Source organism: Kutzneria sp. 744 (assembly GCF_000568255.1).
Classification (GTDB): domain Bacteria; phylum Actinomycetota; class Actinomycetes; order Mycobacteriales; family Pseudonocardiaceae; genus Kutzneria.
The window spans coordinates 4,731,947-4,746,826 of record NZ_KK037166.1 but is presented as its reverse complement, the minus strand read 5'-3'; the positions used below and the strand labels follow the sequence as shown (position 1 = coordinate 4,746,826).

The 14,880-nt window shown below is 70.3% G+C and carries 9 protein-coding genes; 6 read left to right on the top strand and 3 right to left on the bottom strand.

What is annotated here, in order from left to right; genetic code table 11:
• Positions 1 to 12 precede the first annotated feature (12 nt).
• The 3 genes from KUTG_RS66365 (at position 13) to npdG (ending at position 2,817) form a co-directional block, all read left to right on the top strand.
• Positions 13 to 639, top strand: coding sequence for a hypothetical protein (locus KUTG_RS66365; RefSeq protein ID WP_369794491.1), 627 nt, complete (start codon positions 13 to 15; stop codon positions 637 to 639).
• An 86-nt stretch (positions 640 to 725) separates the two neighbouring features.
• Positions 726 to 2,156: an RNB domain-containing ribonuclease gene (locus KUTG_RS21045; protein ID WP_043730127.1), complete on the top strand. Its 1,431-nt coding sequence runs from the start codon at positions 726 to 728 to the stop codon at positions 2,154 to 2,156.
• Positions 2,149 to 2,817, top strand: a complete 669-nt coding sequence (gene npdG / locus KUTG_RS21040) for an NADPH-dependent F420 reductase (RefSeq protein ID WP_043718961.1) — start codon at positions 2,149 to 2,151, stop codon at positions 2,815 to 2,817. The genes KUTG_RS21045 and npdG overlap by 8 nt, the downstream gene beginning before the upstream one ends.
• Positions 2,818 to 2,862: 45 nt before the next feature.
• On the opposite strand, the gene panB is transcribed toward npdG, so the two are convergent.
• Complete coding sequence (gene panB, locus KUTG_RS21035; protein WP_043718959.1) at positions 2,863 to 3,717, bottom strand: 3-methyl-2-oxobutanoate hydroxymethyltransferase; 855 nt, start codon at positions 3,715 to 3,717, stop codon at positions 2,863 to 2,865.
• A 148-nt stretch (positions 3,718 to 3,865) separates the two neighbouring features.
• On the bottom strand, positions 3,866 to 5,596 hold the full coding sequence (locus KUTG_RS21030; RefSeq protein WP_043730125.1) for an NAD+ synthase: 1,731 nt from the start codon (positions 5,594 to 5,596) through the stop codon (positions 3,866 to 3,868).
• A 146-nt stretch (positions 5,597 to 5,742) separates the two neighbouring features.
• On the opposite strand from KUTG_RS21030, the gene KUTG_RS21025 reads away from it, so the two are divergent.
• Positions 5,743 to 7,326, top strand: a complete 1,584-nt coding sequence (locus tag KUTG_RS21025) for an alpha/beta hydrolase (RefSeq protein ID WP_369794490.1) — start codon at positions 5,743 to 5,745, stop codon at positions 7,324 to 7,326.
• On the opposite strand, the gene KUTG_RS21020 is transcribed toward KUTG_RS21025, so the two are convergent.
• On the bottom strand, positions 7,323 to 8,594 hold the full coding sequence (locus KUTG_RS21020) for an MFS transporter (protein WP_043718955.1): 1,272 nt from the start codon (positions 8,592 to 8,594) through the stop codon (positions 7,323 to 7,325). The genes KUTG_RS21025 and KUTG_RS21020 overlap by 4 nt on opposite strands.
• Positions 8,595 to 8,749: 155 nt before the next feature.
• On the opposite strand from KUTG_RS21020, the gene glnA reads away from it, so the two are divergent.
• Complete coding sequence (glnA, locus tag KUTG_RS21015) at positions 8,750 to 10,093, top strand: type I glutamate--ammonia ligase (RefSeq protein ID WP_043718953.1); 1,344 nt, start codon at positions 8,750 to 8,752, stop codon at positions 10,091 to 10,093.
• 204 nt (positions 10,094 to 10,297) lie between these two features.
• Complete coding sequence (locus tag KUTG_RS21010; protein ID WP_157494684.1) at positions 10,298 to 14,113, top strand: FkbM family methyltransferase; 3,816 nt, start codon at positions 10,298 to 10,300, stop codon at positions 14,111 to 14,113.
• Positions 14,114 to 14,880 lie beyond the last annotated feature (767 nt).

Here is a 14,880-nt window from a genome sequence, read left to right as displayed (position 1 = left end):
CAGGAGGCGTCCATGAAATTCACGCCCGAGCCCATTCCGCGGCCGGCCGGTCGACCCGCGTCGAGCACACCGTTGCGCGACTACCTGAACTCCACCAACCAGGGCGTCGACGCCGGCTACGCGGTGCTGCCCCGGTCGCTGGCCGAGTCGATGCCGCTGCCGTGGCAGCAGCAGTTCGCCACGCTGATCGCCCAGTTCCACCAGGCCTACGCCCACCTGCAGTGGCCGGTCTACCGGGTCGTGCCGTCGCGTTACGAGCGGCTGGTCGACCTGGACGAGGAGCAGCTGGCCGAGGCCGGCTACCTGATGGAGATCGACTCCGACGGCGAGATCGTCTACCGCGGCCGCAACGGCGCCCCCATCGACAACCCGGAGCAGACCACGGCGCTGGTCTCCGTGCTCGACCCGATCCCGCACAACCGCCACGGCCGCGTCGAGCCCGCCGGCATGTCGCCGCACTCGCCGCCCGCCGGCCTCCCGGCCCAGAACGGTCCGGTCCAGCCCGGCCAGACCCAGCCTGGGCCGCCTCCAACCCCACCTGGTGGCTTCCCGGTCCAGCCCGGTCCGGCCACCCCGCCCGGCGGCCATACCCGGCCGGAGTATCACTACCCGTCCGCGCCGGAACGCAAGAACTGGTGATCTTGGTGACATCCGGCTGGCGACGCGACGTTGTGGACCTCTGAGAACGACATTCCCGGAGCCGGTTGTCTAAGGTTTCCGGTGTGGTGTCCAGGACGGTCACAACCAGTGGCGCCGGGCGGGACTTCGCTCCGATCCGGAGCGAGTTCGGGCTGCGTGAGGATTTCCCGGCGGCCGCACTGGTGGAGGCCGAGCAGGCGCTGGACGAGGTCCGCGGCGGCCCCCGCCTCGATGCCCGAGCATTGCCGCTGGTCACGATCGACCCGCCGGGTTCGAAAGACCTGGACCAGGCCGTACTGATCGAACGCCGGCAGCGCGGCTACCGCGTCCACTACGCCATCGCCGACCTGGGCGGTTTCGTGCCGCCGGGCGGCACGCTCGACCAGGAAGTGAAGCGCCGGGGTCAGACGCTGTACCTGCCCGACGGCACGGTTCCGCTGCACCCGCCGGTGTTGTCCGAGGGGGCTGCGAGTCTGCTGCCCGACCAGGTGCGGCCTTCGGTGCTGTGGACGATCGACCTCGATCCGGACGGCAATCCCGAGGGCGTGGTCGTCCGGCGCGCGCTCGTGCGGTCCGTTTCCCGGCTCGACTACGAGTCCGTGCAGGCCAGCCTGGCCGCGGGGACTCCGCATCCGTCGGTCGCCCTGTTGCCTGAGGTCGGCCGGCTGCGCCGCGCCATGGCCGCCGAGCGGGGCGCCGTCGAGCTTCAGCTGCCCGAGCAGCAGATCAGTCCGTCCGGCGACGGCGAGTGGACGCTGCGGGTGCGGCTGCGGGCCGACATCGAGGCCTGGAACGCCGAGATCTCCCTGCTCACGGGCATGTGCGCGGCCAAGATCATGATCGACGCCAAGGTGGGCGTGCTCCGGACACTGCCGTCGGCCGACGTCGACGCCGTGTCCGGGCTGCATCGCGCGGCGACGGCGTCCCGGGTGGAGTGGCCGGAGGGCGAGAGCCCGGCCCGGCTGCTGGCCGGCCTCGACCCGAACCGGCCCGAGTCGCTGGCGATGTACGTCGCCGCCACACGCCTGCTTCGCGGCGCCGGCTACACCGCCTTCGACGGCTCCGAGCCCACGGTGACTTCCCACGCCGGCGTCGGAGCACCGTACGCCCACGTCACGGCCCCGCTGCGGCGGCTGGTCGACCGGTTCGCGACCGAGTGCTGCCTCGCCGTCGTGGCCGGCGCCGACGTCCCGGCCTGGGTCCGCGCCGCGCTGCCGGAGCTGCCGCACCTGATGTCCGCCTCGGACACGATCGCCGCCAAGGTCGAACGGGCCTGCCTCGACCAGGTCGAGGCCTGGGTGCTGGCCGACCGTGTGGGCGATGTCTTCGACGCGGTGGTGCTGCGGTCCGAGGCCGCCGCCGGCGAGGTCTTCGTGACCGAACCGCCCGTGATGGCCAAGTGCACCGGGGCGGAGCTACCCGAGGGCGAGCGGATCAGGGTTCGGCTCGTCGAGGCGGACACCACACGACGCAAGGTGTCCTTCGAGAGGTTTTTCGGAGAGGAAGATCGTGACTGAAATCGGTGACCTGACAGTGGGTGTGCTCGGTGGCACCGGTCCCCAGGGCAAGGGTCTTGCGTTCCGGTGGGCCAAGGCCGGCCTGAAGGTCGTCATCGGCTCCCGCAGCGCCGACCGGGCCGAGGCCACGGCCGGCGAGCTGCGTGAGCTCGCCGGTGTCGGCCACGTCGCCGGCGCCGACAACCTCGAGTGCGCGCGGCAGGCCGACATCGTGCTCGTCGCCGTCCCGTGGGAGGGCCACGGCGACCTGCTGGCGTCCCTGCGCGAGGCGCTGGCCGGCAAGATCGTGATCGACTGCGTGAACCCGCTCGGCTTCGACAAGCAGGGCCCGTTCGCCCTGAAGATCGACGAGGGCAGCGCCGCCCAGCAGGCCGAGGCCCTGCTGCCGGACTCCCGCGTCACGGCCGCGTTCCACCACGTCTCGGCCGTGCACCTCGGCGACCCCGAGGTCGAGAAGGTCGACACCGACGTGCTGGTGCTGGGCGACGACCGCGAGGCCACGGACCTGGTCCGCGCGCTGGCCGACACCGTTCCCGGCATGCGGGGCGTGTACGGCGGCCGGTTGCGCAACGCCGGTCAGATCGAGGCGCTGACCGCCAACCTCATCGCCATCAACCGCCGGTACAAGGCGCACGCCGGTCTGCGCGTCACCGACATCTAACTGCGCAAAGGTGGGCCTTAACGACGTTAAGGCCCACCGGCTGCCTCAGTGGAAAGAGTGTTCCGGACCGGGGAACGCCCGGTTCCGCACTTCCGAGGCGAAATCGCTGGCCGCAGTGCCCAACACCGACGCCATGTCGGCGTACTGCTTCACGAATCGGGGCATCTTGCCGCGGCGCATGCCGGCCATGTCGGTCCAGACCAGGACCTGGGCGTCGCAGTCGGGGCCCGCGCCGATGCCCACGGTGGGAATCCGCAGCTCGTGGGTCACCCGCTTGGCCACCTCGGCCGTCACCATCTCCAGCACCACCGCGAACGCGCCGGCCTGCTCCAACGCCACCGCGTCGGCGAGGACGTCGTCGCCCTTCTCGTCACGGCCCTGCACGCGGTAGCCGCCGAGCTGGTGCTCGCTCTGCGGGGTGAAGCCGATGTGACCCATCACCGGAATCCCGGCCGCCACGATCGCCTCGACATGCGGCGCGAACCGACGGCCGCCCTCCAGCTTGACGGCGTGGGCCCGCCCCTCCTTCATGAACCGGATCGCGGTGGTGACGGCCTGCTCCACCGATACTTGGTAGGAGCCGAACGGCAGGTCGGCGACTACGAGGGCGTGCTTCACCGCCCGCGTCACGCCCCGGGTGAGGAACAGCATCTCGTCCACGGTCACCGGCAGCGAGGTGTCGTAGCCGTAGACGTTGTTGGCCGCGGAGTCGCCGACCAGCAGCACCGGGATGCCCGCCTCGTCGAAGAGCCCGGCCGTGTACATGTCGTAGGCAGTGAGCATGGGCCACGGCTCGCCGCGGTCCTTCAGCTCCTGCAGGTGGTGGATGCGGACCTTGCGCGCCGGCTTGGCGGTGGAGGCCCCGTTGCCGTAGGGCGCCGTGACTTCGGCAGACGTCATTGTCCCGACCGTCCTTCCCTCAAGGCCCGCCACTGGCGGGTCCCTGGGTCATATGGATGGGTACGGGACAAGCGTGACACCGCCGACCCCGGTCCGGCCCGCTCCTGCGAGCAGCTTCACACACCCGGGCCGACCAGCAAGATCACCCTCAGACCAGCGCCGTGGCGTGCTCACGCCAGGCGTTGGTGATCGGCAGCCGCCGGTCCCGCCCGAAGGCCTTCAGGCTGATCTTGGTGCCCGGCGGGTACTGCCGCCGCTTGTACTCGGCCCGGTCGACCATCGTCAGCACCCGCTCGATCAGCGCCGGGTCGAAGCCGCCGGCCAGCAGGTCGGCGTAGCCGTGGTCACTCTCCACGTACTGGTCGAGCACCCGGTCCAGCAGCTCGTAGTCGGGCAGCGAGTCGGCGTCGACCTGGCCCGGCCGCAGCTCGGCCGACGGCGGCTTGGTGATGGAGTTCTCCGGGATCGGCGGCGCCTCGCCCCGCCGCCCTGCCTCGGCGTTGCGCCACCACGCCAGCTCCCACACCAGCGTCTTCGGCACGTCCTTGATCGGCGCGAAGCCGCCGACCGCGTCGCCGTAGATGGTGGAGTAGCCGACGGCCAGCTCGGTCTTGTTGCCGGTGGCCAGCACCAGGTGCCCGTGGGCGTTGGACAGCGCCATCAACGTCATGCCACGGCAGCGGGCCTGGATGTTCTCCTCGGCCAGACCCGTGAGATCGAGCTGGTCGACGAAGGCCCGCACCATGTTCTCGATCGGCTGCGTGTCGTAGTGCAGCCCGGTCATCTCGGCCGTCAGGGCCGCGTCCGACTTCGAGTGGTCCGACGAGTACGACGACGGCATCGAAATGCCGTACACGGCATCGGCCCCGAGGGCGTCGACGGCCAGCGAAGCGACGACGGCCGAGTCGATGCCGCCGGAAAGCCCCAGCACGACCGAGCGGAAACCGTTCTTGTGGACGTAGTCCCGCAGGCCGGTGACCAGCGCGCCCCACACCTCGGCGCAGTCGGGCAGCGGCGCCGCGAGCGGGGGAGCCGGAAGTGGCTCGTACGCCGGCATTTCCACCGCGTCCAGCGTCAGGCGGCTCACCTCGAAGCCGTCGACCGGCTCGACCGAGGTGCTGGTGCCGGCCGCCAGGTCCAGGTCGAGAACCAGGAGCTCCTCGACGAACTGCGGCGCCCGGGCCAGCAGCTCGCCCTTGGCGTCGATGACCAGCGAATCGCCGTCGAACACCAGCTCGTCCTGGCCGCCGACCATGTTCACATAGGCGATCGGCGCCCCGGCCTCGGCCGCCCGCCGCGCGACCAGCTCGGCCCGGTGGTCGTCCTTGTTCCGCTCGTACGGCGAGCCGTTGACGCAGACGACGAGGTCGACGCCGGCCTGCCCCAGCGCGGCGATCGGGCCGCCGTCCTGCCAGATGTCCTCGCAGATCACCACGCCGATGTCCACGCCGTGCCACCGCAGGATGGGCAGCTTGCTGCCGGGCACGAAGTAGCGGTACTCGTCGAACACGCCGTAGTTGGGCAGGTGGTGCTTGGCGTACCGGGCGACGACCTTGCCCTGGTGGATCAGCGCCGCCGCGTTGCGCACCCCGGCCTCGTCGCGGTCGAGGTAGCCGACGACGGCCAGCAGATCGCCGCAGCCCGCGTCGGCCAGCCGCCCGGCCAGCTCGTCGACCGCGGCCCGGGAGGCACGGGCGAAGGACTGCCGCAGCGCCAGGTCCTCGACCGGGTAGCCGGTGAGCACCATCTCCGGGAACGCCACCAGGTGGGCGCCGGACTCGGCGGCCTTGCGGCTCCACTCGACGACCAGGTCGGCGTTGCCGGCCAGGTCGCCTACCCGGGGGTTGACCTGAGCGAGAGCGATGCGCAGTTGCGGCATGACCTCATCCTCCCTCACACCCCCGAGAGCCCGACGGAATCTGTGGCGCAAGGATCACCCACGGCTCGCGCCGGTTGTGGACCTTTCCCTCATTCGGAGTCACCAGATGGCACGATCGACGGGTGCGCCCTCGTCGTTCTCACCCCGTGCCGTTGGTAGCGCTACTCGCCGTGACGGCGCTGGCGGCCGGCGCTTGCACGTCCGTGTCGGGCGGTCAGGCCGTCGCGGGCGTCACCTTCGAGAAGCCCGGCCCGGCCGGCCCGGTCCCCGCCGGCCTCGAACGCTTCTACGGCCAGCAGCTGGGCTGGGGCGCGTGCGACGACTACGCCAGCTCGGAGACCGACCGGAAGACGTTCGCCGCCAGCCCCGAGCTCAGGTGCGCCCGGCTGACCGTCCCGCTGGACTACGCCAAGCCCGACGGCAAGACGATCACTCTGGGACTGCTGCGCCGCAAGGCCTCCGACGCCGGCCAGCGCATCGGCAGCCTGTTCGTCAATCCGGGCGGCCCCGGCGCATCGGGCGTCGACGCCGCCGCGTCGCTGGCCTCCGCGGTGGGCGGCAACGAACTCGGCCGCCGGTTCGACCTCGTGGGCTTCGACCCGCGGGGCATCGGGGCCAGCGAGCCGTCGGTGCACTGCCTGACCGACGCGGAACGCGACAAGCAGCGGGCCGACGACATCGAGGACACATCGCCCGCCGGCACCGCCAAGCAGGTCGCGCAGCTGCGTGACTACACGGCGAAATGCGCCCAGCGCAGCGGCGCCGACCTGCTGGCCAACATCGGCACCCGTGACGTGGCCAAGGACCTCGACGTGATGCGGTCGGCCCTGGGCGACAAGCAGCTGACCTACCTCGGCTACTCGTACGGCACCTTTCTCGGCACCACCTACGCCGAGGCCTTCCCGGCCAATGTGCGGGCCCTGGTGCTGGACGGCGCCGTCGATCCCACGCAGAGCCCGACCGACGCCGAAGTCGCCCAGTCGGCCGGCTTCCAGAAGGCGTTCGACCAGTTCACGGCCTGGTGCGTGCAACGCCAGGACTGCGCGCTGGGCCGGGACGCCGGCAAGGCCGTGCAGGCCTACCACGACCTGGTGATCCCGCTGATCAAGAACCCGGTGGACACCGGCGACGGCCGCAAGCTGGCCTACGGCGACGCCACCATCGCCACGATCCAGGCGCTCTACACCCAGCAGCTGTGGGAGACGTTGAACAGCGGCCTGGTGCAGCTGAAGCGGGGCCTCGGCCTGACGCTGATGACCATGGCCGACCTGTACGACGGCCGGGACACCGACGGCAAGTACTCCAACGAGCAGGACGCCTTCACCGCAATCCAGTGCGTGGACAACCCCCAGTCCAAGGACCAGGCCGCGCAGCTCGACGCCGAACGCCGGGCCACCGCCGCCGCGCCCTTCCTGGACAACGGCGAACCGCTGCCCGCGGCCTCGTCCGGCGACGCCTGCTCCTACTGGCCCGTGCCCAACACGAGCGAGCCTCACCTGCCCAAGGCTGCCGGCCTGCCGCCGGCGCTCGTGATCTCCACGACCAACGACCCGGCCACGCCGTACCAGGCCGGCGTCAACCTGGCCAAGGCCCTCGGCGGGTTTCTGCTGACCTACCAGAGCACCCAGCACACGGCCTTCCTCCAGGGCAGCGACTGCGTCGACCAGGTCGGTGTGGACTATCTCGTGAGCCTGAAGCTGCCGGCCGCCGACCCGAGGTGTTCGTCCTAAGTGGTCGGCGCCGCCCCGACGGTCGTGCCGAACCGGATTCCCTTGGCCTCCTTGCCGAAGAAGGTCAGCACCGCCAGTATCGCGAGCACCGGCATCACGGTGATGGTCAGCGCGAACGGGTAGCCGTGGCTGGACGCGATCGACTCCTGGATCGGCAGGTTGAACGCGGCCAGGCAGTTGCCCAGCTGGTAGGTCACCCCCGGATAGAAGCCGCGAATGGCATCGGGGGACATCTCCGTGAGGTGCGCGGGAATGACCCCCCACGCCCCCTGGACCGCGACCTGCATGAGGAAAGAGCCGACGCACAGCCACGCCGCCGTCGTGGAGAAGGCGAACAGCGGCACGATCGGCAGACCGATCACCGCGCAGAACACGATCGTGTAGCGACGGCCGTAGCGTTCGGACAGCGTGCCGAAGACGGTGCCGCCGATCATGGCGCCGATGTTGTAGATGATCGCGATCCAGCCGGCCGTCGTGGCAGACAGGCCGGCCCCGCCGTGCTCGGTCGCCTTGAGGAAGGTCGGGTACACGTCCTGCGTGCCGTGGCTCATCCAGTTGAAGGCGGTCATGAGCACCACGAGGTAGGCGAACCGGCGCAGCACCGGCCCGGTGAAGATGACCTTGCGCAGCGAAGTGTTGTGGGCCTTGAGCTTCTGCTGCGTGGTCTCCCAGACCTCGGACTCCTTGACCCGGGCCCGGATCAGCAGGCTGATCAACGCCGGAATGATGCTCAGCGCGAACAGCCACCGCCACGACAGCCCGGCCCAGCCGTGCAGCACCAGGTAGGCCAGCGAGGCCAGCAGGTAGCCCATCGAGTAGCCCTGCTGAAGCACGCCGGAGAAGAAGCCGCGCCGCTCGGCCGGCAGCTTCTCCATGGCCAGCGCCGCGCCCAGCCCCCACTCGCCGCCCATGCCGATGCCGTAGAGCAGGCGCAGGATGAGCAGCACGGTGTAGTTGGGCGCGAAGGCGCAGAGGAAGCCCACGATCGAGTAGAAGATGACGTCGGTCATCAGCGGGACGCGCCGGCCGACCCGGTCGGCCCACAGTCCGAACAGGAACGCGCCGACCGGCCGCATGAGCAGCGTGACGGTGGTCAGGAAGGCCATCTGCGTGAGCGAGACGCCGAACTCCTTGCCGATGTCGGCGTAGACCAGCACGACCAGGAAGTAGTCGAAGGCGTCCATCGACCAGCCGAGCAGGGCCGCGGTGAACGAGTTGCGCTGGTCGGGCGTGAGGCGCTGCCGGGGTTCGGTGGCGCTGCTGGTCATGCCTGCCCCTCCCTGATCCACTGGCCTGATCCGCTGGCCGATCGGTGACTGACGGCGTCGCTACGTCGTACTCGCTGTGCCCGACGGGGGCAAGCTCACTCGATGTCGTGGGCCCCCGAAACATGCCGTTAACGAACGCTGCCTACGCTGCGCTCATGGACCGCCAGCAGGAGTTCGTGCTGCGCACGTTGGAGGAACGCGACATCCGGTTTGTCCGGTTGTGGTTCACCGACGTGCTCGGATATCTCAAGTCGGTGGCGGTCGCGCCCGCCGAGCTGGAGGGCGCCTTCTCCGAGGGCATCGGCTTCGACGGCTCGGCCATCGAGGGCTTCGCCCGCGTCTACGAGTCCGACATGGTGGCCAAGCCCGACCCCTCCACCTTCCAGGTGCTGCCCTGGGAGGCCGCGGACGGCGGCCACTACTCGGCCCGCATGTTCTGCGACATCGCCATGCCCGACGGCTCGCCGTCCTGGGCCGACCCGCGCCACGTGCTGCGGCGGACGCTGTCGCGGGCCAGCGAGGCCGGCTTCACCTGCTACGTGCACCCCGAGATCGAGTTCTTCCTGCTGCGCGAGCTCAACAACGACGGCAGCGAGCCGGTGCCGGCCGACAACGGCGGCTTCTTCGACCAGGCCAGCCACGACACCGCGCCGCACTTCCGCCGGCACGCCATCGAGGCGCTGGAGGCGATGGGCATCTCGGTGGAGTTCAGCCACCACGAGGGCGCGCCCGGCCAGCAGGAGATCGACCTGCGCTACGCCGACGCGCTCACCATGGCCGACAACGTCATGACCTTCCGGTACGTGGTCAAGGAGGTGGCGATCACGCAGGGAGTGCGCGCCTCCTTCATGCCCAAGCCGTTCACCAACCAGCCCGGCTCCGGCATGCACACCCACGTGAGCCTGTTCGAGGGCGACGGCAACGCGTTCTACGACGCCGAGGACCCGTACGAGCTGTCCGACACCGGCAAGGCCTTCGTGGCCGGCCTGCTGCGGCACGCCCGCGAGATCACCGGCGTGACCAACCAGTTCGTCAACTCCTACAAGCGACTCATCGTCGGCGGCGAGGCCCCGACCGCGGTCTGCTGGGGGCACGCCAACCGGTCGGCGCTGGTCCGGGTGCCGATGTACTCCCCGGGCAAGGCCTCGTCCCGCCGGGTGGAGGTGCGCAGCCTCGACTCGGCGTGCAACCCGTACCTGGCCTACGCGGTGATCATCGCGGCCGGGCTCAAGGGCGTGCAGGAGGGCTACGAGCTGCCGCCGGCGGCCGAGGACGACGTCTGGTCGCTGACCGAGTCCGAGCGGCGCGCCGCCGGCTACGCGAGCCTGCCGCAGAACCTCGGCGAGGCGCTGCGCGAGATGGAGCACTCGGAGCTGCTGGCCGAGACCCTCGGCGAGCACGTCTACGAGTTCTTCCTGCGCAACAAGCGGGCCGAGTGGGACGCCTACCGCAGCCGGGTCACGCCGTTCGAGCTGAGCACGTTCCTGCCCATCCTCTGAGCAGGTCTCACGACGGCGGCGTGTCGTTCATCGCCCGCCACCGGCCGATGGCAGCATGTTGATCTACGTCGACGCGTTCGGGCAGGCCAGCGCGGCACGGGCCGCGCCACGGCGCCGACCGGCACTGGTGGCCGCGTGAATCCCCGCGGCGACCAACGGTCGGCATTACTTCGACCCGACGCGGGATCGGGCTAGGTTGTGCCCGTGACTGACGTCCCTGCCGCAGGCCCACACGCCGACGAGCCCGCCGAGCCGACCACCCCCGTGGTCCGGGTCGGCTTCGGTCCCGCCGGGTCGAGCGGGCCGGATGTGCCGCCGTCGATCGCACTGCCCGAGCAGCAGACGCTGAGCGCCTGCACGGTGGCGACGAAGGCGCAGCTGCCGGCGGTCCGCACCCTGGGCGCCGCTTTCCTGACCGTGCACGGCAACGGCCGTTTCGTCGCGCTCATCGTCGACGCGGACCCGGCCACCACCAACCAGGGTGTGCTGGCGCCGGCCGACATCGGCATCGGCGACCGCGAGCTGGCCGAGCTGGCCACCGCCTGCACCGCCGAGCAGCTCTGCGCGGTCCTGCGCCCGCGGCTGCTGGAGCGCCTGCTGGCCGACCGCGGCCCGGTCCTCTACCTCGACCCGTCGGTGCACGTCATCGGCTCGATCGCCGACCAGGTCCTGCCGGCGCTGGCCCGCAAGCCGCTGGTCCTCGTGCCGAGGGTGCTGAGGCCGCTGTCCGACGACGGCATGCGTCCCACCCCCGAGGAACTGGCCGCCGCCGGCGTCTACGACGCGGGCTTCGTCGCGGTGGCCCCGGGGTCGGAGGCGTTCCTGCACTCCTGGTTCGAGACGGTGCGCCAGGCGCCGGAGACCTCCGCGACCTTCCTGGACAGCGCGCCCGCGCTCGTCGATCACGAAGTGCTCCGCGACCCGGGCATCGGCCTGTCCGTGTGGAGCGCCGGGCAGCGCCAGCTCACCAAGGACGACGCTGGCGAGCTCCAGATCGACGGGCGTCCGCTGCGCACCGTGCAGTTCAGCGGTTTCGACCCGCAACGCCCGTGGCTGCTGTCGGTGGACGTCACCGCCCGGCCGCGGGTGTTGCTGTCCGAACACCCGCTGCTGGCCGAGCTCTGCACCAGCTACCGCAACGAATTGGTCCGCCACGGCCTCGGCCAGGAGCGCGCCGAGTACGGATTCGGGCAGCTCGCGGATGGCACCGCCCTGCCCGCCGGGCTTCGCACGGAATACCGCCGAGCACTGCTCGCGGCCGACCGTGCCGGCGAGCTTCCGCCGGCCCCAGCCTTCGGTGCGGCCCAGACGGAGTTCATCGACTGGGCGGCGGAAGCCGTCGACGGCCTGCCCAGCTCCACCCGCTGGGCTTTCGCGGTGTGGCAGGACGACCCGGCGCTGCGCGGCCAGTTCCCCGAACCGTTCGGGGCGGACAGCCAGGCCTTCCGTGAATGGTGCGCCGGGCCTGGCGTGGCCACCGGCCGGCTGCACCTCGACGCCGTGCCGAAGCGGCCCGGCGGCGAGACCACGCTGCTCGAACAGCTCGGCGTCTCCGTGCTCGGCAGCGGCTGGATCGCCGATCTCATCGCCGCGTCGGCCCGCGCCTCGGGTCTGCCCGCGGCGACCGAACCCGGCTACCCGGTGGTCCTGCTCTGCGACGACGAGGTCGCCACTGCCACCGAGCGCTACGTCGTCGCCGTGCGCACGGGTCCCGGCCCGATCGGCGGCCCCATCGAGCCGAACGAGGTCTGGGTCACCTCCGAGACGACCCGCATCGCCCTGGAGCAGGCGCTCACCGTCCCCGTGCGGACGATCAGGCTGCCCGTGCTCGACCGTCCGGCCCGTGAGGAAGCGGCGCGGGCCGCGTCGAGGTCGGCGCACGACATCGGCGACGAAGTGGTCTTCGCCACGGTTGTGGATCACGCCGTCGAACGTGTCGGCAACGCCCTCGGTGCGGTGTCGGCCTTCCTGGCCGCGTTCCCGGACCGGCAGGACGTGCTGCTGGTGCTCGCCGTCTCCGGCTCGGCCGAGCACCCGGAGTCGGCGGAACGCCTCCGGCTGGCGACCGCGACGGATCCTCGCATTCGGCTCGTCGAGGACCCGATCAGCCTGCCGTTCCTGCTGGACGCCGCCGACTGGGCCCTGTCGCTGCACCGCGGCGGCGGTTCGGACCTGCTCGCCTGGGGCCTCACCGAGGCGGCCGCCCGCGGCGTGCCGGTGATCGCCAGCGCGCACGGCGTCGTCACGGAGCTGTTCGACAACGACACCGCCGTGCTGGTGCCCTGCCATCACGGCGGCACGGAGCCGGACATCGAGGTGGCGTCGAAGCTGCTGCGCGAAGTCGCCGACGACCCCGAGGTCGCGGACCGGCTGTCGCGGACCGGCCGCTGGCATCTGCTGCGCGCCTACTCGTTGCCGAAGGTCGCCGACCAGCTGAAGGAACGCGTCGAGCACGCGTACCGCACCTGGCGCGCCCGGCGCTCGGCGTCCCGCAGCGGCAACGACAGCGATCCGCTGGGCCCGCTGCACTCGGCCAAGCACGCGCTGCTGCGCCAGCCGGACGTCGATGTCGCCAGCCGGATGCCCATGGCGCCGGCGCTGCGAAAAGGCGTGCTCCGTGTCCTGAACCACTACGACAACCACCTGCGCGACGTCCTCGGCACGGTGCTTGACGGCATGGAGCGCACCGCCGCCGAGCTGCTGCACCGTCAGGACGAGATCCGCGACATCGGCGGTCTCGTGGAGCTGGAGAGCCTCCGCGCCGACTTCGAGCGGCTCATCGACCGCCACTCCCAACTCGGCGACCAGCTCGTCAACACCGACGACGGTGTGGTGCGCGTCAGCGCCGACCTCGCCGGTCAGGGCCGTCGGCTGCGGGAGGTGGAGGACGCGCTCGTGGCCGAGGCCGGCAAGCGCACGAAGCAGCTGGACACGCTCGCCGACCGCCTCGATCGGCTCACGTTGATGCTGGACAAGACGCTGGACCGCATCGACGCGCTGGAGTCGAAGGTCGCGGAGAACCTGCGGGAACGCGACGGCCGGCTCGAATCCGGGCTCCGGTCCGCGGACCAGGCGCTGCACACCTCCGATGCGCTGCGGCGGGTCGTCGTGCGAGAGCACGAACGGCACAGCGGCACGGTCGAAGGGGTGTCTAGCTCCCTGGTGCTGTGCGACGTGGGGCTGCTGCGGCTGCCGTCGGAGGACGCGCTGATGCTGCCGTTGCTGTCGAGCAACGGGGTGTGGGAGCCGCAGCTCTCGGGACTGATCGACTCGCTGGTCGAGCCGGACGGCATCTTCGTCGACGTCGGCGCCCACGTCGGATATCACACGATCCGGGTGTTGAGCATGCTCGGCGCCAGCGGCGCGGTCGTCGCCGTCGAACCGTGCGAGCCGGTGCGGCGCCTGTTGCGGCACAACGTCAGCGTGAACCTGTCGCCGCAGATCGCGGAGCGGTTGGTGGTGGTGGAAGGCGCGGCCTGGGACCAGGCCGCCGACCTCCTCGCCGAGCCCACCTTGACCGGCGGGGTGGCGGTCCGGCCGAACCCCGGGCCGCCCGTGCACGCCGCCGCGGCGCCGGCGCAGAACCAGGTGCCGGCGGGTTCCCTCCAGTTCGCGGGGGCGCCGGTTCTCGAGCCGATGGACGAGAACAGGCCCGTCGACCTGGGCGGATCGGTTCGGGGCGTGCGCCTGGACAAGGAGCTGGAGAGCATCCCGGACCTGGCCGGCATGCGGTTGTCGGTGGTGAAGGTGGATGCGCCGGGCCGTGAGCACCGTGCCCTCGGCGGTCTCGTTCGGTTGTTGCGCAGGGATCGCCCGCACGTGTTGTGCGCGTTCTCCCCGTCGGCGATCACCGAGCTCGGCGACGACCCGCTGACCGCGCTCCGCGAGTTCCGCACCTGGGGCTACGACCTCGTGCCGGTCGACCACCAGCGCGTGGTCAGCCCCGAGGAGGTTTTGGAGGCCACGGGCGACTCCCGAAGCTCCACGTTGTGGCTCCGGCCGCGGGGCAAAGGGGTCTGACCCCGGCTGTTAACCGCGCTGACCAGGCGATTTGACTTCGGTGATCGACGTGAGTAACTTTCTCCAAGTCAGAGCAACACGGACTCGCCCCGGACCGCAAGGGCCGGCGAGGACGAGCGAAGACACCAAGATCCTCAAGTCGCGAAACAAGCTCCCGTGAGAACGTGGTAGAGTGTGCGACTGCCGGGCCTGGACCCAGAAAGTTCGACTCTCGCCGAGCCGATTTGACAGGGAAAAACCAGACCGGATAAGCTTTGAAACATCAAAGCCCCGGATCAACCCGCAAGAAATTGCGGCGCGAGCGGTGTGCGTGTGTTCTTTGAGAACTCAACAGCGTACTGTAATAGCCAGTACTTGAATGAATAAACCCCTTAGTGGGTTCCTTTGAGATGGTTAAAACTGGATTGATGCCAGTTTGTACTAGTCTCGATCAAACAAAACCTTATTGGAGAGTTTGATCCTGGCTCAGGACGAACGCTGGCGGCGTGCTTAACACATGCAAGTCGAGCGGTAAGGCCCTTCGGGGTACACGAGCGGCGAACGGGTGAGTAACACGTGGGCAACCTGCCCTGCACTCTGGGATAAGCCCGGGAAACTGGGTCTAATACCGGATATGACCTTCTGCCGCATGGTGGAGGGTGGAAAGTTCCGGCGGTGCAGGATGGGCCCGCGGCCTATCAGCTTGTTGGTGGGGTAGTGGCCTACCAAGGCGACGACGGGTAGCCGGCCTGAGAGGGCGACCGGCCACACTGGGACTGAGACACGGC

Coding starts and splice junctions, on each gene's coding strand:
- KUTG_RS66365 (WP_369794491.1), top strand. CDS start 13: ATGAAATTCACGCCCGAGCCCATTCCGCGGCCGGCCGGTCGACCCGCG.
- panB (WP_043718959.1), bottom strand. CDS start 3,717: ATGACGTCTGCCGAAGTCACGGCGCCCTACGGCAACGGGGCCTCCACC.
- KUTG_RS21030 (WP_043730125.1), bottom strand. CDS start 5,596: ATGCCGCAACTGCGCATCGCTCTCGCTCAGGTCAACCCCCGGGTAGGC.
- KUTG_RS21020 (WP_043718955.1), bottom strand. CDS start 8,594: ATGACCAGCAGCGCCACCGAACCCCGGCAGCGCCTCACGCCCGACCAG.
- glnA (WP_043718953.1), top strand. CDS start 8,750: ATGGACCGCCAGCAGGAGTTCGTGCTGCGCACGTTGGAGGAACGCGAC.